This is a genomic window from Pseudomonas sp. YY-1 (assembly GCF_002843095.1).
Taxonomy (GTDB): Bacteria; Pseudomonadota; Gammaproteobacteria; order Pseudomonadales; family Pseudomonadaceae; genus Aquipseudomonas; species Aquipseudomonas sediminis_A.
In genome coordinates this window covers 153,763-178,842 of the sequence record NZ_PJLX01000009.1, presented here as the reverse complement: position 1 = coordinate 178,842, position 25,080 = coordinate 153,763, and the positions used below count along the sequence as shown (strand labels likewise).

23 protein-coding genes are annotated in these 25,080 nt (G+C 62.7%); 18 read left to right on the top strand and 5 right to left on the bottom strand.

Annotated elements, in window-relative coordinates; translation table 11 throughout:
* Nucleotides 1-54 precede the first annotated feature (54 nt).
* Both CXP40_RS14670 and CXP40_RS14665 read left to right on the top strand, forming a co-directional pair.
* Nucleotides 55-1,047 (top strand): alpha/beta hydrolase, encoded by a 993-nt coding sequence (locus CXP40_RS14670; RefSeq protein ID WP_106734343.1) that lies wholly within the window; start codon nucleotides 55-57, stop codon nucleotides 1,045-1,047.
* 36 nt (nucleotides 1,048-1,083) lie between these two features.
* On the top strand, nucleotides 1,084-1,878 hold the full coding sequence (locus CXP40_RS14665) for a hypothetical protein (protein WP_106734342.1): 795 nt from the start codon (nucleotides 1,084-1,086) through the stop codon (nucleotides 1,876-1,878).
* Between the two features lie 207 nt (nucleotides 1,879-2,085).
* Here the strand turns inward: CXP40_RS14665 and uraH are convergent, their stop codons facing one another.
* The gene (uraH, locus tag CXP40_RS14660; RefSeq protein WP_003460854.1) at nucleotides 2,086-2,439 is read right to left on the bottom strand and encodes a hydroxyisourate hydrolase; all 354 of its coding nucleotides are present in this window, start codon (nucleotides 2,437-2,439) and stop codon (nucleotides 2,086-2,088) included.
* A gap of 402 nt (nucleotides 2,440-2,841) precedes the next feature.
* On the opposite strand from uraH, the gene puuE reads away from it, so the two are divergent.
* The 7 genes from puuE (at nucleotide 2,842) to CXP40_RS14625 (ending at nucleotide 10,909) form a co-directional block, all read left to right on the top strand.
* Complete coding sequence (puuE, locus tag CXP40_RS14655) at nucleotides 2,842-3,783, top strand: allantoinase PuuE (RefSeq protein ID WP_106734341.1); 942 nt, start codon at nucleotides 2,842-2,844, stop codon at nucleotides 3,781-3,783.
* Entirely contained in the window at nucleotides 3,780-4,295 is a 516-nt protein-coding gene (gene uraD / locus CXP40_RS14650) for a 2-oxo-4-hydroxy-4-carboxy-5-ureidoimidazoline decarboxylase (protein WP_064495564.1), read from the top strand. Before puuE ends, uraD begins: the two co-directional genes overlap by 4 nt.
* A 42-nt stretch (nucleotides 4,296-4,337) precedes the next feature.
* Nucleotides 4,338-4,841: an ureidoglycolate lyase gene (locus CXP40_RS14645; RefSeq protein WP_099523083.1), complete on the top strand. Its 504-nt coding sequence runs from the start codon at nucleotides 4,338-4,340 to the stop codon at nucleotides 4,839-4,841.
* A gap of 47 nt (nucleotides 4,842-4,888) precedes the next feature.
* Nucleotides 4,889-6,226, top strand: coding sequence for a urate hydroxylase PuuD (locus CXP40_RS14640; RefSeq protein WP_106734340.1), 1,338 nt, complete (start codon nucleotides 4,889-4,891; stop codon nucleotides 6,224-6,226).
* A gap of 251 nt (nucleotides 6,227-6,477) precedes the next feature.
* Nucleotides 6,478-7,980 carry a nucleobase:cation symporter-2 family protein gene (locus CXP40_RS14635; RefSeq protein ID WP_177429674.1) on the top strand — a complete coding sequence of 501 codons (1,503 nt, stop codon included), beginning with the start codon at nucleotides 6,478-6,480 and terminating at the stop codon, nucleotides 7,978-7,980.
* Nucleotides 7,981-8,056: 76 nt separating this feature from the next.
* Nucleotides 8,057-8,917 carry an outer membrane protein OmpK gene (locus CXP40_RS14630; protein WP_106734338.1) on the top strand — a complete coding sequence of 287 codons (861 nt, stop codon included), beginning with the start codon at nucleotides 8,057-8,059 and terminating at the stop codon, nucleotides 8,915-8,917.
* Nucleotides 8,918-9,442: 525 nt separating this feature from the next.
* Nucleotides 9,443-10,909: an NCS1 family nucleobase:cation symporter-1 gene (locus tag CXP40_RS14625; protein ID WP_106734337.1), complete on the top strand. Its 1,467-nt coding sequence runs from the start codon at nucleotides 9,443-9,445 to the stop codon at nucleotides 10,907-10,909.
* Between the two features lie 4 nt (nucleotides 10,910-10,913).
* Here the strand turns inward: CXP40_RS14625 and CXP40_RS14620 are convergent, their stop codons facing one another.
* A complete protein-coding gene (locus tag CXP40_RS14620; RefSeq protein ID WP_106734336.1) occupies nucleotides 10,914-11,753 on the bottom strand; it encodes an ABC transporter substrate-binding protein in 840 nt (279 codons plus the stop codon).
* 41 nt (nucleotides 11,754-11,794) lie between these two features.
* Nucleotides 11,795-12,790: a GTP 3',8-cyclase MoaA gene (moaA, locus tag CXP40_RS14615; RefSeq protein WP_106734335.1), complete on the bottom strand. Its 996-nt coding sequence runs from the start codon at nucleotides 12,788-12,790 to the stop codon at nucleotides 11,795-11,797.
* A 212-nt stretch (nucleotides 12,791-13,002) separates the two neighbouring features.
* Here moaA and CXP40_RS14610 point away from each other — a divergent pair, with 212 nt between their 5' ends.
* The gene (locus CXP40_RS14610) at nucleotides 13,003-13,647 is read left to right on the top strand and encodes a TetR/AcrR family transcriptional regulator (RefSeq protein WP_003460821.1); all 645 of its coding nucleotides are present in this window, start codon (nucleotides 13,003-13,005) and stop codon (nucleotides 13,645-13,647) included.
* Nucleotides 13,648-13,926: 279 nt separating this feature from the next.
* Here CXP40_RS14610 and CXP40_RS14605 read toward each other — a convergent pair whose 3' ends face one another.
* Together CXP40_RS14605 and CXP40_RS14600 are read right to left on the bottom strand one after the other, a co-directional pair.
* The gene (locus tag CXP40_RS14605; RefSeq protein WP_026088791.1) at nucleotides 13,927-14,361 is read right to left on the bottom strand and encodes a heme-binding protein; all 435 of its coding nucleotides are present in this window, start codon (nucleotides 14,359-14,361) and stop codon (nucleotides 13,927-13,929) included.
* A 174-nt stretch (nucleotides 14,362-14,535) separates the two neighbouring features.
* Nucleotides 14,536-15,450, bottom strand: coding sequence for a LysR family transcriptional regulator (locus CXP40_RS14600; RefSeq protein WP_106734334.1), 915 nt, complete (start codon nucleotides 15,448-15,450; stop codon nucleotides 14,536-14,538).
* 109 nt (nucleotides 15,451-15,559) lie between these two features.
* Between CXP40_RS14600 and gcl the strand changes: the two genes are divergently transcribed.
* The 8 genes from gcl to CXP40_RS14560 all read left to right on the top strand — a co-directional run bounded on the left by gcl (nucleotide 15,560) and on the right by CXP40_RS14560 (nucleotide 25,046).
* Nucleotides 15,560-17,335, top strand: a complete 1,776-nt coding sequence (gcl, locus tag CXP40_RS14595) for a glyoxylate carboligase (RefSeq protein WP_106734333.1) — start codon at nucleotides 15,560-15,562, stop codon at nucleotides 17,333-17,335.
* Nucleotides 17,336-17,430: 95 nt separating this feature from the next.
* Nucleotides 17,431-18,213: a hydroxypyruvate isomerase gene (gene hyi / locus CXP40_RS14590; RefSeq protein WP_106734332.1), complete on the top strand. Its 783-nt coding sequence runs from the start codon at nucleotides 17,431-17,433 to the stop codon at nucleotides 18,211-18,213.
* A gap of 26 nt (nucleotides 18,214-18,239) precedes the next feature.
* Nucleotides 18,240-19,130 (top strand): 2-hydroxy-3-oxopropionate reductase, encoded by an 891-nt coding sequence (locus CXP40_RS14585; protein ID WP_106734331.1) that lies wholly within the window; start codon nucleotides 18,240-18,242, stop codon nucleotides 19,128-19,130.
* Between the two features lie 411 nt (nucleotides 19,131-19,541).
* Nucleotides 19,542-20,813 carry a glycerate kinase gene (locus tag CXP40_RS14580; protein ID WP_106734330.1) on the top strand — a complete coding sequence of 424 codons (1,272 nt, stop codon included), beginning with the start codon at nucleotides 19,542-19,544 and terminating at the stop codon, nucleotides 20,811-20,813.
* Nucleotides 20,810-22,225: a pyruvate kinase gene (gene pyk, locus CXP40_RS14575; protein ID WP_106734329.1), complete on the top strand. Its 1,416-nt coding sequence runs from the start codon at nucleotides 20,810-20,812 to the stop codon at nucleotides 22,223-22,225. Before CXP40_RS14580 ends, pyk begins: the two co-directional genes overlap by 4 nt.
* A 263-nt stretch (nucleotides 22,226-22,488) precedes the next feature.
* Nucleotides 22,489-23,400 (top strand): urea transporter, encoded by a 912-nt coding sequence (locus CXP40_RS14570; RefSeq protein WP_106734328.1) that lies wholly within the window; start codon nucleotides 22,489-22,491, stop codon nucleotides 23,398-23,400.
* 171 nt (nucleotides 23,401-23,571) lie between these two features.
* Nucleotides 23,572-24,597, top strand: a complete 1,026-nt coding sequence (locus tag CXP40_RS14565; RefSeq protein WP_106734327.1) for a DNA topoisomerase IB — start codon at nucleotides 23,572-23,574, stop codon at nucleotides 24,595-24,597.
* Nucleotides 24,598-24,656: 59 nt separating this feature from the next.
* Nucleotides 24,657-25,046, top strand: a complete 390-nt coding sequence (locus CXP40_RS14560; protein WP_106734326.1) for a hypothetical protein — start codon at nucleotides 24,657-24,659, stop codon at nucleotides 25,044-25,046.
* Nucleotides 25,047-25,080 lie beyond the last annotated feature (34 nt).

Here is a 25,080-nt window from a genome sequence, read left to right as displayed (position 1 = left end):
TACCTGCCACCTACTTGCAGTTCACCCCGAACCTTGTCCAGCCGAGCGCGTCCAATGCCAGTCTGCCACTACCCTACCCTCATCATGCTACGAGCCCTGCTCTTGTCCCTCACCCTGATCACCGGCCTGGCCCAGGCCAACACCACCCAGCAATCGCCCATCAGCCTCGACACCGACCAGGGCACCCTGTACGGCAGCCTGCTGGTGCCGCAAAGCGACAAACCGGTGCCGGTGGCGCTGCTGATCGCCGGCTCCGGCCCCACCGACCGCGACGGCAACAACCCAGAGGGTGGCCATAACGATGCATTGAAAAAGCTGGCCCAGGTCCTGGCGCGCAATGGCATCGCCAGCCTGCGCTATGACAAACGCGGCGTGGCCGCCAGCCGCGCCGCCACACCGGATGAGAAAGACCTCAGCGTCGAGCGCTACGTCGCCGATGTCGAAGGCTGGGCCAGTCTGCTCAGGGACGATCCGCGTTTTGATCGACTGATTCTTATCGGTCACAGCGAGGGCGCGCTGATCGCCAGCCTGGCCGCACCTGGCAGCCAGGCCAGTGCTCTGGTATCCATCGCCGGCCCCGCCTACCCCATTGGCCAGGTGCTGGACATGCAACTGGCCATGCGCCTGCCACCGCCGTTGCTGGACGAGAGCCGGCACATCCTCGCCAACCTGATCCGCGGCAAGCTGCAGCCCAAGGTGCCCAAGGAACTACAAGCGATCTATCGCCCTAGCGTGCAGCCCTACCTGATCAGTCTGCTGCGCCAGGACCCGGCGGAAAACTTCGCCGCGCTGCAGATACCCGCCTTGATCGTGCAGGGCACCCACGACGCCCAGGTCAGCCCGGACAACGCCGAGGTACTCAAGCAGGCCAAGCCCGATGCCGAGCTAGCGTTAATCACCAGCATGAACCACGTGATGCGCATCACCCCGGCGCCCTGGAACGAACAGCTAGCCTCCTACGACGATCCGCAGCTACCCTTGGCCCGTGCACTGGGCGATCGGATCGTGTCTTTTATTCGCTCCAGTGCTGAGGAAAATGGCCGATAACGCATCGAAGGCCACCGAACAGTACACAGGACGCCCATGAGCGAGAACCCAGCCCCGGAGGCGCAAGCCGCCGACGCCGTAGCAGGCGAGACGCCCGCCGCGCCGCATCCCTGGACTGACCTGCCAGCCGAGCAGTTCAGTCTGCTGCGCCTGGGGCCACTGCCGGTCGACCGGGAGACCGGGCCGCGACCGCTACGCTTCGTTCAGCTCGGCCGCGTGGAGCGCCACGCCAAGGATCTGAGCCTGCTGCGCCTGACCATCCAGGTGCCAGGCCAACGCCTGCATCGGCAGAACAACCTGCTGGAAGTATGGGCCGATCATCAGCGCAAAGAAGTTCGCTTCGGCCCGGACAAAGGGCTCAGCGTGGAGCCCGCCAACCGCGGTCTCGGGCGTTTTCTCATGGCGCAGGGCATCGCCTGGGCGCGCAAGCAATACGCGCACTACCAGGTCGAGGGCGGCGCCCTGCCGACCAAGGACAACTTCAACGAAGCGGCCCGCGCCCGACGTGACCACGCGCTGAAAGCGCAGGGTTTCACCATCGAGTACAGCGACCCGTTGCAGCTCAAGCCGTTCTACAGCGCGCCACGGGTCAGCTCGCTGCACGGCGACTGGCATGCCGAGAAGGTGCAGATCATCGAGTTGTTGGATGCTGCCGCGATGCTGCAGCAGGCCGACCAGACGCTGCAGGAGCAGGACGTCAAACTGCGAAAACTGGAAGATCGGCTCGAACGCCTAAAGCGCGAGGACAGCGGCCTGCGCTTCACAATCACCTGCCTGGTGGCGTTCAGCCTGTTTCAGGCCGGCCTGCTGATCTGGATCGCCACACGCTAGGGGCTCTTGGTACACACGGCGCACCCTACGCCGCCCATCACGCTGTTCGTAATAGGCGCCCCACCGATGGGCCGTGTGATGGCTCACCCAGCAACAGCACCCCGAAATACAGGCGAAAAAAAGCCCGCAGTGTGAGCGGGCGTAAGGGCTCAAACGAGTCTGAGGGTGACAAGCATTCGTCTGGCAGGCAGCAGGCCTGCCAGTCACTCAGCTACCGCGGTAGGTAGAGTAGCTGTAAGGGGAAATCAGCAGCGGCACGTGGTAGTGCTCCTGGCCGGCATCGATGCCAAAACGCAGGACGACCACGTCGAGGAAGGCCGTATCAGGCAGTTTCACGCCACGGGCGCGGTAGTAGTCGCCGGCGTGGAAGTGCAGCTGGTAGACGCCTGTGCGGTAGTCATCACCCTGCAAAACCGGCGCATCGCAACGACCGTCGTGGTTGGTGGTAACGCTGTTAATCAGTTCCAGCTGCGCGCCTTCGACGCGATACAGCTCGACCTTGATGTCACTCCCCGGGCAGCCGTGTGCGGCATCCAGTACATGTGTAGTCAAACGTCCCATGGGTCTCGGATGCCCGCGGCGCCTGGCGCCCTACGAACACCACACCTCCTCTACTCTGTTGAAATCGGCTCGTCGCAATGCTCCGACGCAATCGCAGGATAGCATGCAGATCGAATATAAAACACTTTACGCACAAATTGTACACAATAATTCCAATACGGGCGCTGTCGGCGCACCAAACAGGCTCATCGCCCACATCGACGCACACCAGCAACTACGCCATCGGCCGCATGAATTACTGACCAGTGTGGCAATTTTCCAGGCGAGACGCACACTGAATAAAATGATGAAAAGTCGATTTACAAACGGCAACTAATTTTGTATACAATTAGTCATCCCGGTCGCGTAGCCGTCGATTTCCCGGCACGCAGTGACCGCAACGCTCCAGATAGGAAGACTGCAGTGAACGCTGATTACCCACGCGATCTGATCGGCTACGGCGCCAACCCGCCTCACCCGCACTGGCCAGGTGATGCCCGTATTGCCCTGTCCTTCGTGCTCAATTACGAAGAAGGTGGCGAGCGCAACATTCTTCACGGGGACAAGGAATCCGAGGCTTTCCTCTCCGAGATGGTCGCCGCCCAGCCGCTGCAGGGCCAGCGCAACCTGTGCATGGAGTCGCTCTACGAGTACGGCAGCCGCACCGGCGTCTGGCGCCTGCTCAACCTGTTCAAGCAACACGACATTCCACTGACCATCTTCGCCGTGGCCATGGCCGCCCAGCGTCACCCGGACGTGATTCGCGAAATGGTCGCTGCCGGGCATGAGATCTGCAGCCACGGCTATCGCTGGATCGACTACCAGAACATGGAAGAAGCCACCGAGCGCGAGCACATGCTCGAGGCCATTCGCATCCTCACCGAGCTGAGCGGCGAACGTCCGCTGGGCTGGTACACCGGTCGCCTGGGCCCGAACACCCGGCGCCTCGTGCGTGAGGAAGGCGGTTTCCTCTACGACTCCGACACCTACGATGACGACCTGCCCTACTGGGACCCGGCCAGCACCGCAGAGAAGCCGCACCTGGTAATCCCTTATACCCTCGACACCAACGACATGCGCTTCACCCAGGTGCAGGGCTTCAACAAGGGCGACGATTTCTTCGAATACCTCAAGGATGCCTTCGACGTGCTCTACGCCGAGGGTAAAGCCGGCGCTCCGAAGATGCTGTCGATCGGCATGCACTGCCGCCTGCTCGGTCGACCGGCCCGCCTGGCCTCGCTGGCACGCTTCATCGACTATGTGAAGAGCCATGACAAGGTCTGGTGCGCCCGCCGCGTCGACATCGCCAAGCACTGGCATGCCACCCACCCCTTCAGCGCGACCGAAAAAGAGAGCCGCCCATGAGCCGTTTCCAGACCCTGACCCCTTCCCAGCTGAGCCGCGACGCGTTCGTCGCCGCCTTCGCCGACATCTACGAGCACTCGCCCTGGGTGGCCGAGAAAGCCTATGACCTCGGCCTGGATGCGTCGGTAGACGACATCGACGGCCTGCAGCAGCGTATGGCCGACATCCTTCTGTCCGCCAGTCATGAGGCGCAACTGGCGCTGATCAACGCTCACCCGGACTTGGCCGGCAAAGCCGCCGTACGCGGCGAACTGACCGCTTCCAGCACCGCCGAGCAATCCGGTGCCGGTATCCACGAGTGCACCGCCGAGGAGTTCGCCCGCTTCACCGAACTCAACGATGCCTACAAGGCCAAGTTCGGCTTCCCCTTCATCAAGGCCGTCAAGGGCAGCAACCGCCACCAGATCCTGGCCGCCTTCGAGGAGCGTATTCACAACACGCCGGAGCAGGAATTCGCCACCGCCCTGGCCGAGATCAACAAGATCGCCCTCTTCCGCCTGCAGCAGCTGTAAGCGCTGCAGCCTCCCCACCCGAACAGAACAAGTAGAACAGCCATGCGTAGCCTGACCATCGAGCCCCTGAGCAAAGAAGCCTTCGCCCCTTTCGGTGACGTGATCGAAACCGAAGGCAGCGATTTCTTCATGATCAACAACGGTTCCACCCGCCGCTATCACAAGCTGGCCACGGTGCAGACCGCACAGCCGGAGGATCAGGCCATCATCAGCATCTTCAGCGCTGAGTCGCTCGAGATGCCGTTGACCATCCGCATGCTGGAACGCCATCCGCTGGGCAGCCAGGCTTTCATTCCGCTGCTCGGCAATCCCTTTCTGATCGTGGTCGCGCCAGTTGGCGATGTACCTGTATCAGGGTCCGTCCGTGCCTTCCTCAGTAATGGCAGGCAGGGCATCAATTACCATCGCGGCGTCTGGCACCACCCGGTGCTGACGATCGAAAAGCGGGATGACTTCCTGGTGGTTGATCGCAGTGGTTCCGGCAACAACTGCGATGAGCATTTCTTCAATGAGGACGAGCTTCTCCTCCTCAACCCCCACCAATAAGAGAAGCCTGGGGCTGGCGTGCCTACCCTGGGAAAGAGGTACAGATCGTGGAAGCACATTTCACCGAATGGCTAAACCTGGGCATCCGCTGGATCCATATGATCACCGGTATCGCCTGGATCGGCGCATCGTTCTATTTCGTCTGGCTGGAGAACAACCTCAACCGTAGCAATCCCCGCGAGGGCCTGTCGGGCGACCTCTGGGCGATTCACGGCGGCGGTATCTACCACCTGGAAAAGTACAAGCTGGCTCCGCCGAAAATGCCGGAGAACCTGCACTGGTTCAAATGGGAAGCCTACGCCACCTGGCTGTCGGGCGTCGCCCTGCTGCTGGTGGTTTATTACCTCAACCCGAGCCTATATCTGGTCAAGCCAGGCATCGACCTGGCGCCAGCAGCGGCCATCGCCATCGGCCTCGGCTCCATGGCACTGAGCTATGTGATCTACCACTTCCTGTGCGATTCGCCGCTGGGCAAACGCCCGGCCCTGCTCGGCGCCGTGCTGTTCGTTCTGATCATCGCTGCCGCCTACGGCTTCAGCCAGATTTTCAGTGGTCGCGCCGCGTACATCCATGTCGGCGCCATCATCGGCACCATCATGGTCGGCAACGTGTTCTTCACCATCATGCCGGCCCAGCGCGCACTGGTTAAGGCCATCGAGGAAAACACCACGCCGGACCCGACCCTGCCGGCCAAAGGCCTGCTGCGCTCGCGCCACAACAACTACTTCACCCTGCCGGTGCTGTTCATCATGATCAGCAACCACTTCCCGAGCACCTACGGCAGTCAGTACAACTGGCTGATCCTGGCAGGTATCGCGATTCTGGCCGTGCTGGTGCGGCACTACTTCAACACCCGCCACGACAGCAGCAAGTACGTCTGGACGCTGCCGGCCGCAGCGCTGGGCATGATCTGCCTGGCTTACGTCACCGGCCCGCAAACGAAGGCGGTCAGCGCACCGGCAACGGCTCAAGCGCCGGCAATCAAGTACGCTCCCGTTCCGGCTACCGGTCGCCCTGGCAACCCCGTCACCACCAACGAGCCTGCTGCCGAGGAAACCCAAGCCAAAGCCGATGCAAGCGAAGAGCCGTCCACTGCCGCTGACAGTACGACACCTGCCGCCAGCACCGATTTCGCCCAGGTTGAAAGTGTGATCCACGAGCGCTGCACCGTATGCCACTCGGCGAGTCCGAGCAGCCCGATGTTCAGCGCCGCGCCGGCCGGCCTGATGCTCGATACGCCGGAGCAGATGAAGGCTCAGGCAGCGAAGATCCACGCGCAGACCGTGGCCACGCAGATCATGCCGCTGGGCAACATCACTCAGATGACCCAGGACGAACGTGACCTGATCGGCAGCTGGATCAGCAAAGGCGCTCAGATCAACTGATTGCCACACATGTCGCGCCCGTGACTCGGCGCGGCATCTTTTTACACCCATGAACCGCCGGCAGCGCGAGCTGACCGGCGGTTCATTTTTTGTGCACAATCTAAAAATAAATTGTTTTTAACAGTGTCCACAAGTTGCTATAGTCGACGACATCCTGACCAGTCGGACAATTTTTCGATTGATCGGAGCAGAGGTGCCGTGAAGCCTCGTGTAAGCCCATGACCATATAAGAACAACTGGCAGGCTATGACATGACCACAGACAGCAACACCCAAGCCCAAGCTACGCCCGTCGGCAACAGCGATCTGATCTATCAGCTGGACGACACGCCAGCTTTCGCACCGGCCATCTTCGCGGCGCTGCAGCACGTACTGGCCAGCTTCGTCGGCATCATCACCCCTACCCTGATCGTCGGCAGTGCTCTGGGCCTGGGTGCCCACGTGCCCTATCTGGTCAGCATGGCGCTGTTCGTCTCCGGCCTCGGCACCTTCGTCCAGGCCAAACGCATCGGCCCGATCGGCTCTGGCCTGCTGTGTTTGCAGGGCACCAGTTTCGGCTTTCTCAGCGTGATTCTCAGCGCCGGCTTCATCGTCAAGGGGCGTGGCGCCAGTGAGGAGGAAATACTCGCCACGCTGTTCGGCATCTGCTTCTGCGCCGCCTTCGTCGAGATTGCCTTCAGCCAATTCATCAACAAGCTGCGCAAAGTCATCACCCCGGTGGTCACCGGCACCATCATCTGCCTGATGGGGCTGTCGCTGATCAAGGTGGGCATGACCGATCTGGCCGGCGGCTATGGCGCGCCGGATCTCGGCGCCCTGCACCATCTGGCCCTCGGTGGCCTGGTGCTGGGCACCATCGTCCTGCTCAACCGCGCCTCGTCACAGGTGCTGCGCCTTTCTGCGGTGATCATCGGCCTGACCCTGGGCTTCGCGGTGGCCTGGTTCACCGGCCGGGTGGACTTCGCCAACATGGCCGAGGTACCGCTGATCAGCGTGCCGCAGCCATTCAAGTACGGTTTCGGATTCGACTGGATCGCCTTTGTGCCCATCGCCGTGATCTTCCTGATCACTCCACTGGAGACAGCAGGCGACCTGACCGCCAACTCGATCATCTCCAAGCAGCCGGTCAAAGGGCCGGTGTACATGCGCCGGATCAAATCCGGGGTGCTGGCCGACGGCTGCAACTCGGCAGTCGCCGCCATGTTCAACAGCTTGCCGATGACCACCTTCAGCCAGAACAACGGGGTGATTCAGCTCACGGGCGTAGCCAGCCGCCATGTGGGCTTCTACATCGCCGGCATCCTGGTGCTGCTAGGCCTGTTCCCGGTGGTCGGCGCGGTGTTGCAGATGATGCCCAAGCCCGTGCTCGGTGGCGCCACCCTGATCATGTTCGGCACCGTTGCGGTGGCCGGCATCAAGATTCTCAGCGAAGCCGGCCTGCACCGCCGCAACGTGCTGATCGTGGCCATTTCCCTGGGCCTCGGCCTGGGCGTGGCCGGCGTACCGGATGTGCTCTCGCACATGCCGGACGTCCTGAAGAATATCTTCGGCTCGCCCATCACCATCGGCGCCTTCAGTGCCATCGTGCTGAACATCTTCCTGCCCGACGAGAACCACGAAGTCGAGGAAGACGACTACGAGCCCGAGGCGCACCTGCACACCGTGCTGCAGAACCGCCCGGACGATGTAGCCAGCGACGACGACAGCCTCAAGACGCTCAGCAGCGACCTCGACCCGGCCGCCCGACCTAGCTGATCCCTGACTTAGAACCAACTCCCGGCGGCACGCTGCCGGGAGACGCACGCTTGCACGCCAACAATAAGGAAAACCGATGAAACTCAAGCATCTGCCCCACTGCCTCGCCCTGTCAGCCGGACTGTTCTCCGGCCAGCAAGCACTCGCTGGCGACCTGCTCTACTGGCAGGACAACAGCCTGTCCTACCTGTACGGCGAGAACTTCCAGCGCATGAACTTCAACGGCGAAGAACAGCGCACCCAGACCACCTTCACCTTCGAGCACGCCAGCGGCTGGGCCTGGGGCGACATCTTCTACTTTCTCGACTACATCCGCGCTGACAACGTGCAGACGCGCGGCAGCTTCGACAACGGCAGCTTCCGTCAGCATGACAAGGATTCCTTCTACTACATGGAGTTCTCCCCGCGCGTCAGCCTGAGCTGGCTGACCGGGCAGAAGCTGGCCGCCGGCCCGATCAAGGACGTCTTCGCTGCCTTCACCTACGAGAAAGGCAACGGCGGCCCTGGCCCGGAGAACTACCTCTACGGCATTGGCCTGGACTGGGAAGTGCCCGGCTTCACCTACTTCAAGACCAACCTGTATCAGGTGAAGATCAACAACCACACCTTCTTCGCCGACAGTAATAGCAACGGCTACGCGACCCAGCTGACCGTCAGCGCGGCATACCCGTTCAGCCTGGGTGACCAGGATTTCGTCGTCGACGGCTTCCTCGACTGGCGTTCGCCGTCGCGTGATGCCGGCACCCAGACCTCGGTGGGCTCTTCGATCCAGGTCAAGTGGGATGCGGGCAAGACTCTGTTCGGCAAGGAGCGTCAGCTTTACGTGGGCACCGAGATCAACATGTGGCGCGCCAAGTACGGCGTGAAGCCGGTGGACGGGTCGGATGATCGCTTCGACCAGACCGCCGTGCAGGCATTGGTCAAGTATCACTTCTGATCACGGCCGCAACGAACTTGGCTGACGTCGGGTAGGGACGGCGGCCGGGTAAAAGGGGGATGGCGTTCGCGCCCTCCCCCTTTTTCTTTGACCGATCAATGGCAGGTGCGTACGACACACACTACGCAGCAGGACACCATCCGCAGGATGCGCCGTACGCACCGCCTTTGACAAAGCGGTCTGTATCGCCGCACCAACCCAGCGCCAGCCAATACACCTCAGCACCACGCCGGTGCACAACCTGGCACTCCCAGGCGCTTTTCAATCAATAGCTTGCAGCCATACAACTGACCGTAAAGTCAAGTTTTTGATCACAATATATCTGATTTTTGTGTGCAATTTATCCGAAAGCCATATTCAGCAACGTATTTTCTGTGTACAAGACATTCAGGTTACGACCGAAACACTGTCGAAATGGCTGTATACATCGATTCAGTCACGACGCGAATACAAAATCGGAACGAAACCTGCAGACAAATCTCCTCATAGATCGCCGCGGCGCAAGAACAAAACTGGGAGCTGTCCATGTCCACCACCGAAGACTTTCGCATCAAGCACATCGATCCCTCGCTACACAACGAGGACCTCGCCCCACTGGCCCCAGAAAAACGTACCTGGGGCTGGTTCGAGATTTTCAACGTCTGGTCGAACGACATTCAAAGCCTGTTCGGCTACACCCTGGCGGCGACGCTGTTCATCTCCTACGGGCTCAATGGCTGGGCGGTGCTGGCCGGTATCGTCCTCGCCGGCTGCATCGTCATGGGCCTGGTACAACTGACCGGCAAACCCAGCGTCAAATACGGCATCCCCTTCCCGGTGTTCGCCCGCGCCAGCATGGGCGTACGCGGCGCCAACTTCCCCGCACTGGTACGTGGCATCGTCGCCATCTTCTGGTACGGCGTGCAGACCTACTTCGCTTCCACCGCAGTCGCCCTGCTACTCAACTCGCTGCTGGAGCCACAGAACCCGGCCGTCTATATGGGGCTGACCGCCATTGGCTGGCTGTCCTACGTGATCGTCTGCGTGTTCCAGGTCAGCCTTTTTGTCTGCGGCATGAGCTGGATCACCCGCTTCCTCAACTGGGCCGGGCCGCTGGTCTACGTGGTGATGATCGTGCTGATGGGCCTGATCTGGTACCAGGCCGGCCCGAGCCTGCTCAGTGAGCTAGGCAACATCTTCAGCGGCAGCGGTGAGTATGCCGCTGGCCCGGTGGCCGCGTTCTTCGCGGTAGTCGGTACCATGGTCGCCTACTTCGCCGCGGTGGTGATCAACTACGGCGACTTCGCCCGCTTCGTCAAAAGCGAGAAGCAGATGACCATCGGCAATTTCCTCGGCCTGCCGGTGAGCCTGGCAATCTTCTCGCTGATCGCGCTGGTGATCACCGCCGGCACCGTGGTGGTGTTCGGCGAAACGCTAACCAACCCGACCGATATCGTTGCGCGTGTCGACAACCTGACCCTGACCATCATCGCCGCGCTGACCTTCTTCGCCGCGACCGTGGGCATCAACCTGGTGGCCAACTTCATCCCGCCAGCTTACGACCTGGCCAACCTGGCACCAGCACACATCAGCGCCCGCACCGGTGGCTTCATCACCGCCGGCATCGCCTTCTTCATCGGCGCCCTGTGGGTGGCCTTCATCAGCAGCGTCGGTATCGCCGCCTTCGTCGACACCTTGGGCGCGGTGCTGGCTCCGCTATACGGCATCATCGTCGCCGACTACTACCTGGTGCGTCGCCGCAAGCTCGACCTGCAGCAGCTGTTCAGCGCCGAGGTCGGTTCGGCCTATTACTTCGACGGCGGCTGGAACCGCAAGGCGATGCTCGCCTTCGCCATCGGTTCCGTATTCTCCGTCGCCTCGGTATGGGCGCCCGTTCTGAGCCACCTGTCTGGCTACGCCTGGCTGCTTGGCGCCCTGCTCGGCGCCGTACTGCACTATGGCCTGATGCATGGCCAGGCGCAGGCACTGAAACGCGCCGACGCCAGCCTCTGAGCACTCACTGACGTGAGGAAGCCGGCGCCTGTGCGCCGGCTTTTTCTTTCTGCCGCTCGAGAAAGTCCACCTTCCATTGCTCGACCCCCATGTACTCACTATCGAGATTGGCCTCTACCCGATAGCTCGCCTTGAGCGCCGCCACCTGGGCCGCGTGTTCCGTGAGAAAACGATCGAAACGGGCGATCAGCTGCGGATGGCGCTGACTCGACAGATGAAAACTGCCACGGGTGTGCGGCAACTTGGGGTCGAACACCAAGGCACCAAGCCGGGCGCGAATGTTGTCCAGATAATGGGTGGCCACCACCACATTGAAGTAGGCGCCGTCAGTCTCCTGCTTCAAGGCCTGACGAATCATCTGGCGCAGATCGTCGCTGTAACTCAGCTGGATCTGCCCACTGTCGATACGCTGCTCGTATCCACGCGGCGTCCAGCCCTGCACCATCGCCAGGCGATGAATGTTTTCCAACGGCTGCCCCTGGCGCTGCGGCGCGACCAGCGCACCATCGACGTAGTCGACCACGGCCTGGCTGTAGTGCAGCGCCATGCCCGCCTTTTGCGCGCCGGCCCAGTGCGGACTGTCCGGGTACTTGAAGTCGATCTCGCCGCGCTGCAGGGCCGGCAGCAACTGATCCACCGGCAACGCCTTGTAGCTCAGGCTCAGGCCACTATCGGCGGCGAAGGCATCCAGCACCTCGCGGGCGAAACCACGGTACTGTCCCTCGCCATCGAGGCTGTAGTGCGGCGCGAATGGCAGGTCCTCGACACCGACCACGTAGGTCTGCGCCAGGACAGCGGGCGTCAGCAGAATGGTGGAAAACAGGCACAGTCGTACAGGCTGCATCAAGAGCCTCCTTATTGTTGTTTTGAGATTGCGGTGACGGCCTAGCCGCCGGTCATGCTCATGAAGCGCACCACCTGTACCTGCTCGTCGGTAGCAAAATGGTGCCGCTCGGGTTTGAGCCGCAGCGCCTCGATCAACGCCTGGCGCAGGCACTCGCCGTCACCCGGATGCGCGCGCAACAGGCGCTTGAGATCCAGCGCGTTGTCATGGCCGAGACACAGCACCAACTTGCCCTCGGCGGTGACCCGCACACGGTTGCAGTCGCCGCAGAAGTTGTGACTGTGTGGCGAGATGAACCCTACCTGGGTCTGCGTACCGAGCACCTGCCAGTAGCGCGATGGCCCGCCAGTAACCTTGCTGCTGCGCACCAACGCATGCCGCTGTTCGATGCGCTGGCGCACCTCGTCGCTGGAGCAGAAGGTCTGCTCGCGGCTGTGGCTGACCACGCTGCCCAACGGCATTTCCTCGATGAAGCTGATATCCAGGCCGCGCTCGATGGCGAACTCGACCAGATCCAGCACCTCGTCGTCGTTACGCCCGCTCTGCACCACGCTGTTGAGCTTGATCCTGTCGAAGCCGGCGGCACGCGCGGCGTCGATACCGGCCAGCACCTGGTCGAGCTTGTCGCGTCGGGTGAAGGCGGCGAAGCGCTCGCGCTGCAGGGAGTCCAGGCTGATGTTCAAGCGCCGCACACCCGCCGCGCGCAACGGCGCGGCCATCTCCGCCAGTTGCGAGCCATTGGTGGTAATGGCCAGGTCATCCAGCTCGTCACGCTCACCCAGGCGCTGCAACAGGCTCAGCAGATTCTTGCGTACCAATGGCTCGCCGCCGGTGATGCGAATACGCCGCACACCCAGCCCGATAAAGGCGTCGGCCACGGCATACAGCTCTTCCAGGCTGAGAATCTGCTGGCGCGGGGCGAAGACCATGTCCTCGCTCATGCAGTAGGTGCAGCGAAAATCGCAGCGATCGGTCACCGACAAACGCAGGTAGGTGATGCGCCGACCGAAGGGGTCGACGAGCTGATGGGTATTCACGGTGGGTCTCCTGCAGCGTCACGCGCCGAGACTTTTTGTCATGGATAACGCTATGCGCGATAGAAACAGAAAAGCGAATTCTTGTATACAGAAATTTGACCCGAGAGTCAGTTAAGCGCTGAGCAGCCCGTGGCCGCTGGCTTGAGCCTCGCGCAAAGCCGGTGCTACCATGCCCGACCGCCGCCCGGCGGCAGAGCAAACCACAGGGCCTTATGACCAGCATTCGCGAGCGTAACAAAGAGCTCATCCTGCGCGCAGCCAGCGAAGAGTTCGCCGACAAGGGCTTCGCCGCCACCAAGACCAGTGACATTGCGGCCAAGGCAGGCCTGCCCAAGCCCAACGTCTACTACTACTTCAAGTCCAAGGAAAACCTCTACCGCGAGGTCCTGGAAAGCATCATCGAGCCACTGCTGGCCGCCTCTGCCCCCTTCAACCAGCCGGGCCATCCGAGCGAAGTGCTGACCGCCTACATCCGCTCGAAGATCCGCATCTCCCGTGAACTGCCGCATGCCTCCAAGGTATTCGCCAGCGAGATCATGCACGGTGCACCGCACCTGTCGCCGGAACAGACCGAACAGCTCAACGCCCAGGCCAAGCACAACATCGCCTGCATCCAGCGCTGGATCGATCAGGGCCTGATGGCGCAGGTCGACCCGCATCACCTGCTGTTCAGCATCTGGGCAGCGACCCAGACCTACGCCGACTTCGACTGGCAGATCTCCACCGTAACCGGCAAGGCCAGCCTGGACGACGCCGACTACGAAGCTGCGGCGCAGACCATCATTCGGCTGGTGCTCAAGGGTTGCGACGTCAGCCCGATGCCGTCGATGGCCTCCGAACTGGTGACCAGCGCCTAGGCGACTGTTCCACCGTAGGGCGTTCCGACCTCCGTCACTGTAGGGCGTGCATACGCCGAGCGCTCGAGCGCAGCACGCAGTTGCAGGGGCATGGCGGACTGCTCGCTGGCGCTCGCTGAGTCCGCCCTACGCCTGCCCTGAGATTTCACGCCCAGCTTCGGCCTTCAGACCACATCCCGTAGGGCGTACTCGCGCAGCAGTACGCCGTTGCAATGACCGACTATTAGCGTCGCTACGAGCGGCCGGCGATCCGGTCAGCCCTGCGGCTACTCTGGAACCCTACGCCCCCGCATCCGCCTTCAGGCCGAGCGACTCCAGCGCACTCACCGCGCACTGCTCGTCGATGTCCGAGGTGTCGCCGGTGATGCCGACGGCGCCGATCACCTCGCCGCGCTCGTCACGAATCAAAACCCCACCCGGGGCCGGGATCAGGCTGCCCTGCGCCAGATTGTTGACCGCACCGATGAACGCCGGACGTTGCTGCGCGTCGGCAGCGATCAGCCGCGAGCCCTTGCCTAGGGCCAATGCACCCCAGGCCTTGCCAATGGCGATCTGCGGGCGCAGCAGGCTGGCGCCGTCCTCGCGCTGCAGGCTGATCAGGTGTCCACCAGCATCCAGCACCGCGACTGTCAGCGGCGCCGCCTTTATCTCTCGCCCCACGGCGAGAGCATTGAGGGTGATGTTCAAAGCGACATTCAGGTTAAGGCTACTCATAGAGGCAATCTCCAAAACTGCAGATACGGGCATCCACACACAAGTGAGCGGCATCAGAAAACGCCCTATGAAATAGCCGAAGGAGAAACCGATTACAATCACTGAGCACAATTAAAATAATTTTTGTGCACAAAAATTAAAATCAAATAACTCAATCAAAGTATCGAATAACCCTTACCCATTACGGGCTTCCCAGTAGCCCGGCGTGTTGTAGATGCCTTTCAGATAATCGATGAAGAAACGCACCTTGGCCGGCAGATAACGCTGCTGCGGGAACACCGCCTGGATGTCGTAGGCTGGCAGGGCGTACTCGTCGAGCACCGTCACCAACTCGCCCGCTTTCAGCTCGGCCTGGATCTCCCAGGTGGAGCGCCAGCCGATCCCCAGCCCCTGCTTGACCCAGCTATAGAGCAGCTCGCCATCGTTGCAGTCGAGGTTGCCGGCCACCTTCACCGCCACCTGTCGGCCGTCACGCAGGAAGGTCCAGCCGCGTTGCTGGCCACCCTGCATGTTGAACGCCAGGCAGTTGTGCCGCACCAGGTCATCCGGCGTGCGCGGCACACCATACAACTCGAAATAACGCGGCGCGCCGCAGACCACTCGGCGATTGGGAAACAGCTTGAGCGCCACATAGTTGGGGTCGGTGACCTCACCGATGCGAATCCCCATGTCGTAGCCCTGACGCACCAGATCCACCACGCTGTCAGTGAAGTTGAACGACAGCTTGAGGTCTGGGTAGTGCGCCAGGAACGCCGGTGCATGGGGCGCGATATGACGCCGGCCGAACGCCGCTGGCGCGGACACCACCAGATGCCCGCGCACCGACTTGCCACCACGTGCGACGCTGGCGTCGGCCTCGTCGAAGTCCTTGAGCAGGTTGCGGGCACGCTCCAGGTACTGCTCGCCAAGGTCGGTCAGTTGCAGCCCGCGCGTGGAGCGGTGCATCAGCTTGACGCCCAGGTGTTGCTCCAGCGCATCCAGCCGCCGCCCCATCACCACGGGCGTCACGCCCTCACTGAGGGCGGCCGAAGCGAAGCTGCCGTTGTCGGCAACCAGAACGAAACTACGGATAAGGGTATGACGGTCCATTCGATACTCCAGATATCGACAGAACTGAAGTATCCATCAATTCCCCCTCTTTCGCCCAGCGGTCATCCTCTCCCTCAACAGAAAAACAACCGATTCAAGAGGAATGATCATGGCCAGAATGAGAGCAATCGAGGCAGCCGTACTGGTGATGCGTCGCGAAGGCGTTGATATCGCGTTCGGCGTCCCCGGCGCTGCCATCAACCCGCTGTATGCCGCACTGAAGAAACTTGGTGGCATCGATCACGTCCTGGCCCGTCACGTCGAAGGCGCTTCGCACATGGCCGAGGGTTACACCCGCACCAATGCCGGCAACATCGGCGTGTGCATCGGCACCTCCGGCCCCGCCGGCACCGACATGGTCACCGGCCTGTACTCGGCGTCCGCCGACTCCATTCCAATTTTGTGCATCACCGGCCAGGCGCCGCGTGCTCGTATGCACAAGGAAGATTTCCAGGCAGTCGACATCACCAGCATCGTCGGTCCGGTGACCAAGTGGGCCACCACCGTGATGGAGCCCGGCCAGGTGCCGCGCGCCTTCCAGCGTGCCTTCCATGAAATGCGCAGTGGCCGTCCTGGCCCGGTGCTGATCGACCTGCCGTTCGACGTGCAGATGGCCGAGATCGAATTCGACATCGACGCCTACGAGCCGCTGCCGGTTGCCAAACCGAGCACCAGCCGCGTCCAGGCCGAGAAAGCCATCGCGATGCTCAACGAGGCCGAGCGCCCGCTGCTGGTCGCTGGTGGCGGTATCTTCAATGCCGATGCGGCGGACAAACTGGTCGAATTCGCCGAATTGACCGGCGTGCCGGTAGTGCCGACGCTGATGGGCTGGGGCGCGATCCCTGACGATCACAAGCTGATGGTCGGCATGGTCGGTCTGCAGACCTCGCACCGTTACGGCAACGCTACCCTGCTCGCTTCCGACCTGGTATTCGGCATCGGCAACCGCTGGGCTAACCGCCACACCGGTTCGGTCGACGTCTACACCGAAGGCCGCAAGTTCATCCACGTCGACATCGAACCGACGCAGATTGGCCGCGTGTTCAACCCGGATCTGGGCATCGCCTCCGACGCCGGCAAAGCACTGGACGCCTTCCTCGAAGTGGCCCGCGAGTGGAAAGCCGCCGGCAAGCTGAAAGACCGTAGCGCCTGGGTCGAGTCCTGCCGTGAGCGCAAGCGTACCCTGCAGCGCAAGACCCACTTCGACAACGTGCCGGCCAAACCGCAGCGCGTGTACGAAGAGATGAACGAAGCCTTCGGCAAGGACACCTGCTACGTCAGCACCATCGGTCTGTCACAGATCGCCGGTGCTCAGTTCCTGCACGTGTACAAGCCGCGTCACTGGATCAACTGCGGCCAGGCCGGTCCGCTGGGCTGGACCATTCCGGCGGCCCTGGGCGTGGTCAAGGCCGACCCGCAGCGTCAGGTCGTGGCGCTGTCTGGCGACTATGACTTCCAGTTCATGATCGAGGAGCTGGCCGTCGGTGCGCAGTTCAACCTGCCCTACATCCACGTGCTGGTGAACAACTCCTACCTGGGTCTGATCCGTCAGGCGCAGCGCGGCTTCGACATCGATTACTGCGTGCAACTGGCGTTCGAGAACATCAACGCGCCGGAGCTCAACGGTTACGGCGTCGACCATGTCGCGGTAGTCGAGGGCCTGGGCTGCAAGGCGATCCGCGTGTTCGACCCGAACGAGCTGCAGAACGCCTTCGCCGAAGCCAAGCGCCTGATGGCCGAGCACCGCGTACCGGTGGTGGTGGAGATCATCCTGGAGCGTGTCACCAATATCTCCATGGGCACCGAGATCAACGCCATCAACGAGTTCGAGGAACTGGCCGAGCGCGGCGTCGACGCCCCGACCGCCATCTCGCTGCTCGACTGATCCGCAGGGTGCGCCACGCGCACCGCCATATGAGCGCGTACCACCAGGTGCGCACGGCGCACCCTACGAAATTGCACCACGACAAGGAGCCAACCATGCCCCGTTTTGCTGCCAACCTGTCCATGCTGTTCACCGAAGTGGACTTTCTGGACCGTTTCGCCGCTGCCGCCGAAGCCGGTTTCAGCGGCGTGGAATACCTCTTCCCCTATGACTTCGCGGTAGAAGAGATCAAGGCCCGCCTGGATGCCAACAAGCTGGAACAGGTGCTGTTCAACCTGCCCGCCGGCGATTGGGCCAAGGGCGAGCGCGGCATCGCCTGCCACCCGGACCGCGTCGAGGAATTCCGCGCTGGCGTCGACAAGGCCATCGCCTACGCCAAGGTGCTGGGCAACAAGCAGATCAACTGCCTGGCCGGCATCCGCCCGCAGGGCGTGGACTGCGCCACCGTCGAGAAGACCTTCGTCGACAACCTGCGCTACGCCGCTGACAAGCTGGCCGGCGCCGGTATTCGCCTGGTCATGGAAGCCATCAACACCCGCGACATCCCTGGCTTCTACCTGAACAACACCAAGCAGGCGCTGGACATCCGCGACAAGGTCGGCAGCACCAACCTGTATCTGCAGTACGACATCTACCACATGCAGATCATGGAAGGTGACCTGGCCCGTACGGTTGAAAGCAACCTGGCCGCCATCAACCACGTGCAGTTGGCCGACAACCCGGGGCGCAACGAGCCGGGCACTGGCGAGATCAACTACCGCTTCCTCTTCGAGCACCTGGATCGCATCGGCTACCAGGGCTGGATCGGCTGTGAATACAAGCCGGCAACCACCACCGCTGCCGGCCTCGGCTGGATGAAAGCGCACAACGCAATCTGAGCCCCACTCTTCAGGAGCAATCTCTCATGGCTAAAATCGGATTCATCGGCACCGGCATCATGGGCAAACCCATGGCGCAGAACCTGCAGAAAGCCGGCCACACCCTGTTCTTCTCCGAGCACTTCGACAAGGCCCCGGCCGACCTGGTTGGCGACAACGGCATCGCCCTGGCCAACCCGAAGGAAGTCGCCCAGGAAGCCGAATTCATCATCGTCATGGTCCCGGACACCCCGCAGGTCGAAGACGTGCTGTTCCGCGCCGATGGCGTTGCGGCGGGCGTTGGCGCTGGCAAGGTAGTGATCGACATGAGCTCGATCTCCCCCACCGCGACCAAGACCTTCGCCGAGAAGATCAAGGCCACCGGCGCCGCTTACCTGGACGCCCCGGTGTCCGGCGGTGAAGTCGGTGCCAAGGCCGCGACCCTGTCGATCATGGTCGGTGGCTGCCCGAACGCCTTCGAACGCGCCCTGCCGCTGTTCCAGGCCATGGGCAAGAACATCACCCGCGTCGGTGGCAATGGCGACGGCCAGACCGCCAAGGTGGCCAACCAGATCATCGTCGCACTGAACATCCAGGCAGTGGCCGAAGCCCTGCTGTTCGCCGCCAAGAACGGCGCCGATCCTGCCAAGGTGCGTGAAGCGCTGATGGGGGGCTTCGCCGGCTCGAAAATCCTCGAAGTACACGGCGAGCGCATGATCAAGGGCACCTTCGATCCGGGCTTCCGCATCAGCCTGCACCAGAAGGACCTCAACCTGGCGCTGTCCGGCGCTCGCGAGCTGGGCCTGAACCTGCCCAACACCGCCAACGCCCAGCAAGTGTTCAGCACCTGCGCGGCCCTCGGCGGCAGCGGTTGGGACCACTCCGGCCTGATCAAGGGTCTGGAGCACATGGCCAACTTCAATATCCGCGGCGAGTAACAGAGCGCCCTCTCCCTCGGCCCCTCTCCCGCATGCGGGAGAGGGGAGACAAGCAGCTCGGCGTTATACCGATTTTCGGCGTACGCCAAACCAGTCCCCTCTCCCATTTATGGGAGAGGGTTAGGGAGAGGGGCTTTGCTTCTGGCCCACCCTTTCGACCTTCCTGGCAGGAGGTGTCACGGCCCGATTGCCAGGTCGGTCGATTCCACTCCCCAGGCGCTGCCACGCGGCGCCTGCGGACTGGAATCGATCCAGCGAAAGAACATCGATCATTCCCACGCTCTGCGTGGGCATGCATCTCGTGACGATCCGCGTCACACAACAGCAGACGCCTGAGCGTCTCGCCAGGCGTTACCACGCGGACGCGGGAACGATCATCCAGCGTCACCCCCAGAACAAGAGAACATCGCCATGACCTTCGACCCGCAACGCCTGCTGCGCGACCTGTTCGCCACCGCCATCGCTGCCGCGCATCCGCGCCAGGTGCTGGCCGATCATCTGCCCGCCGACCGCAGTGGCCGCGTCATCGTCATCGGCGCTGGCAAGGCCGCAGCGGCAATGGCCGAGGTGATCGAGCAGGAATGGCAAGGCGAGGTCAGCGGCCTGGTGGTGACCCGCTACGAGCACGGCGCCGACTGCAAGAAGATCGAAGTGGTGGAAGCCGCGCACCCGGTTCCGGATGATGCCGGCGAGCGTGTCGCGCGTCGCGTGCTGGAGCTGGTGTCGAACCTCAGCGAAGACGACCGCGTGATCTTCCTTCTCTCCGGTGGCGGCTCCTCGCTGCTGGCGTTGCCGGCCGAAGGCATCAGCCTCAAGGACAAGCAGGCGATCAACAAGGCCCTGCTCAAATCCGGCGCCACCATCGGTGAGATGAACTGCGTACGCAAGCACCTCTCGGCGATCAAGGGCGGCCGCCTGGCCAAGGCCTGCTGGCCGGCTACCGTGTACACCTACGCCATCTCCGACGTGCCCGGTGACGAAGCCACGGTGATTGCCTCCGGCCCCACCGTGGGCGACCCGACCACCTCGGCCGAAGCCCTGGCGATTCTTGCCCGCTACGCCATCGACATCCCGGCCAACGTACGCAGCTGGCTGCAGGACCCACGCTCGGAAACGGTCAAGCCGGGCGATCCGGTGCTCGCTCGTAGCCACTTCCAATTGATCGCCACCCCTCAGCAGTCGCTCGACGCCGCCGCGGCCAAGGCCGAAGCCGCCGGTTTCCCGGTACTGATCCTCGGCGACCTGGAAGGCGAGTCGCGCGACGTGGCCAAGGTGCATGCCGGCATCGCCCGCCAGGTGCAGCTGCACGGCCAGCCGATCAAACCGCCCTGCGTAATCCTCTCCGGCGGCGAAGCCACGGTCACCGTGCGCGGCAACGGCCGTGGCGGGCGCAACGCCGAATTCCTCCTCAGCCTCACCGACAGCCTCAAGGGCCTGCCCGGCGTCTACGCGCTGGCCGGTGATACCGACGGCATCGACGGCTCCGAAGACAACGCCGGCGCCATCATGACGCCCTACAGCTACGCCCGCGCCGGCATCAAGGGCCTGAGCGCCCGCGACGAGCTGGACGACAACAACGGCTATGGCTACTTCGCCGCCCTCGACGAGCTGATCGTCACCGGCCCGACCCGTACCAACGTCAACGATTTCCGCGCCATTCTGATTCTCGAGAACGACCAATGAACGCCGACAAGAAAGTAAAGATCCTCGCCACCCTCGGCCCGGCCATCCGCGATGCCGCGCACATCCGCCAACTGGTGGAAGCCGGGGTCAACCTGTTTCGCCTCAACTTCAGCCACGGCGAACACGCCGATCACGCCCAGCGCTACCAGTGGGTGCGCGAAGTGGAGCGCGAGCTGAACCAGCCCATCGGCATCCTCATGGACCTGCAGGGGCCGAAGCTGCGCGTCGGCCGCTTTGCCGAAGGCAAGGTGCAACTGGTCAACGGCCAGAGCCTGCGCCTGGATCTGGACAAGACACCCGGTGACGCAAAGCGGGTCAACCTGCCCCACCCGGAAATCATCGAAGCCCTGCAGCCGGGCATGAGCCTGCTGCTGGACGACGGCCGCCTGCGCCTGAAAGTGACCGCCAAGCAGAATGACGCCGTGATCACCGAAGTCATCGCCGGTGGCGAACTGTCCGACCGCAAGGGCGTCAACGTACCCGAGGCCGTGCTGCAGCTGTCGCCGCTGACCGAGAAGGACCGCCGCGACCTGACCTTCGGCCTGGAGCTGGGTGTGGACTGGGTCGCGCTGTCTTTCGTGCAGCGCCCCGAGGACATCGTCGAAGCCCGCGATCTGATCAGCGGCAAAGCCTTCCTCATGGCCAAGATCGAGAAGCCGTCGGCGGTGATCCACCTGGAAGAAATCGCCAAACTTTGCGACGCCATCATGGTGGCGCGCGGTGACCTGGGCGTGGAAGTACCGGCCGAGAACGTGCCGCGTATCCAGAAGGACATCGTGCGCACCTGCCGCCAACTGGGCCGCCCGGTGGTCGTGGCCACGCAGATGCTCGAATCCATGCGTTTCTCCCCGGCACCGACCCGTGCCGAAGTCACCGACGTGGCCAACGCCGTGGCCGAAGGCGCCGATGCGGTGATGCTGTCAGCCGAAACCGCCTCCGGCGACTACCCGCTGGAAACCGTGCAGATGATGAGCAAGATCATCCGCCAGGTGGAAAACGGTCCGGACTACCAGAGCCAGCTCGACGTCGGCCGTCCGCAGGCCGAGGCCACCGCCAGCGACGCCATCAGTTGCGCCATTCGCCGTATCAGCTCGATCCTGCCGGTCGCCGCATTGGTCAATTACACCGAGTCCGGTGCCAGCAGCCTGCGCGCCTCGCGCGAGCGGCCCAAGGCGCCAATCCTGAGCCTCACCCCGAGCCTGACCACGGCACGGCGCCTGACCGTGGCCTGGGGCATCTACTCGGTGGTCAACGAACGCCTGCGCAAGGTCGAGGAAGTCACCAGCACCGCGCTGGAAATCGCCCAGGCCCAAGGCATGGCCCAACGCGGCGAAACCGTGGTGATCACCGCCGGTGAACCCTTCGGCCAACCCGGCAGCACCAACAGTCTGAGGATCGAAACGCTGCACTGAACCGGCGGCTCTCAACGCAATAAAGAACCGTAGCCCGGATGAAATCCGGGGAATACTCTACTCCTGATTCCCGGATTTCATCCGGGCTACGCGCTGTATTGATTCGTAGGTTGTCGCGGGGCCGCCTAGTCCGTGCGCACCTTGCGTCTCGTTGGCGGTGCGCACGGCGCACCCTACGTAGCTCCTCCAAGCGACATGGACGGCTCCCCTCTCCCGCTTGCGGGAGAGGGGCTGGGGGAGAGGGCTCTCTTGGCACAGACATCATGTCTCCACTAGCAACCTCGCACCCTGCCCTGCTAAGCCTGCGCGCCCTGCTCAATGGCTTCGCCCAGATCTTCCTGCAACAGCACCCCGGCTGCGGCCTGCTGGTGATGATGGCCATCCTCATCGGCGCCCCTGACCTGCTGCCCGGCGCCCTGCTCGGCGGCCTGACCTCGATGCTGATCGCGCAACGCCGCGGCTACCCACCCGCCGATATCGCCATCGGCCTGTATGGCTACAACGGCATCCTGCTCGGCCTGCTACTCAGCCTGAAACTGCCATGGACACCGCTGCTACCCGTGCTGATCATCACCAGTGCAGCCTTTTCCAGCCTGCTGCTGGCGCGCTGGATGCAGCGCATGCGCAAACATGACTGGCTGCCCGCCTTCACCTTTCCCTTCGTGCTGCTAGGTTGGCTGATGCTGGCACTGGTCATCCAGCTACAACTGCCACTCGATACGCCAGCCGGCACGCCCGCTGCACCGGAGCTGAGTTTCCTGCAGCTGCTACTCGGCGTGCTGCGCGGCTTGGGTCAGGTCATCTTTCTCGACTCGCCCCTGGCTGGCCTGTGCCTGCTGATCGGCTTGCGCCTGGCCGATGGCCGCACGGCGCTGTGGGCGTTATTGGGCTCCAGCAGCGGCTCGGTACTGGCCTTGTTCTACGGTTGGCCCAGCGATGGCACGCTGGCCGGGCTCTACGGCTACAACGCCACCCTCACCGCCATCGCCCTGGCCCAGGTTTATCGCTGCCCATTGGTCCCCGCAGTGGGAATTATCCTTGCCCTGGTCCTGCAACCGGGTTTCAGCGCACTGGGTCTACCAGCCCTGACCATGCCATTCATACTCGCCTGCTGGCTGGTGAAAGCCAGCGCTCAGAGCTGGCAACAGGCTGTGAAGCGCAGCACCCCCTCCTAAGGCCTGGCAGCAGCAGAGGCAGCTCTTCAGCTCGTAAAAACTGAACTACCGCTACGCTCGGTGGGCTAATGGATATCTGCCACGCCGAGCGATGCCAATGCGCTACATCATTTTCTGTCCTGCTACTGCCGTGTCGCCTGCGCTCAGTGCCTCGTTGCAGGATGCCTGGCGATGAGCACAGCGCCTGACGACATCGATCTACCCGCCGACCTGCGCTATGTCGACGACAGCATGCCGGGCATCAGCCGGCGCAAGCTGCGTGGCAAGTTCTGCTATTTCGACGGCCAGGGCCAGCGCATCCGCGACAAGCGACAAGTGGCCCGGATCGATGCCCTGGCAGTGCCGCCCGCCTATACCGACGTGTGGATCTGCCCATTCGCCAACGGCCATTTGCAAGCAACCGGCCGCGATGCCCGTGGACGCAAGCAATACCGCTATCACGCACGCTGGCGCGAAATCCGCGATGCCGATAAATACGCCAGCCTGCTGGCATTCGGCAAGGCATTGCCAGCACTGCGGGAAGCGCTGCAGCAGCACCTGAGCCTACGCGAGCACCGCCGCGAGAAAGTGTTGGCCACCGTGATCATGCTGCTGGACAACACCCTGATCCGGGTCGGCAACGCCCGCTACGCACGGGAAAATCGCTCCTATGGCCTGACCACCCTGCGCAACCGTCACGTCGAGGTACAAGGCAGCACGATTCGCTTTCACTTCCGTGGCAAGAGCGGTATCGAACACGAGGTACAGGTCAGTGACCGCCGCCTGGCCCGCATCATCCAGCGGTGCCTGGAACTGCCCGGGCAACACCTGTTCCAGTATCTGGACGAAGATGGCGAACGTCGCGCGGTGACCTCCACCGACATCAACGAGTATCTGCGTGAACTGACCGGCGCCGACTTCACCGCCAAGCACTACCGTACCTGGGCCGGCAGCGCGCTGGCCCTGACGCTGCTGCGCGAGCTCGAGTGGCAGCCGGAAAGTGCGGCTAAGAAACATGTGGTGGCCATGGTCAAGGAAGTGGCTGAGCAATTGCGCAATACGCCAGCTGTCTGCCGCAAGTGCTACATCCATCCTGCTCTGATCGAAGCCTTCCAGGCTGGCGATCTGGCTGGCATCCGCCTGGCAACACCGCGCAAGGGCCTGCGCATCGAAGAAAGCCTGCTGATGCGTTTTCTGGAAAAACTGCCACCCGCCTGAGGCCGTCATCTATAGTCGCGACTACTACTTGAAAGCTGTCAGCAAGGAACGATGCACGCATGAAAGGATGGATTCTCGGCCTGAGCCTGCAACTGCTGGCCGCACCACTGCTGGCCGATGAAGTGATGACGGTGATCGGGCCGGTGCAGCAGGTCGAAGTCCTCGAGATCGGCCAAGGCCCCAACACGGCCGTGGACAGCTGCAAGGACTACAGAGTGAGCGCGCAGGAAGTCGCCGACTTCCTGCGCCACGCCATTGTCATCACCAATCGCCAGGAACACGACTGGTACCTCTACGGCCCCTGCTACGCCACCGGCACGTTGACCAGCCGTTACGGTCAGTGGCACTGGCTGCTACGTAACATGGGCACGGGCTGGCTGACGGCGGTCACCGGCGAGACCTTGGTGCTCGGTGATCCTAGGCAGGAGTCGTCGCTGGAGGGGGATTAGAAGCCTTGCCCTCGCTCCGCCTTCCTGCCTAGGC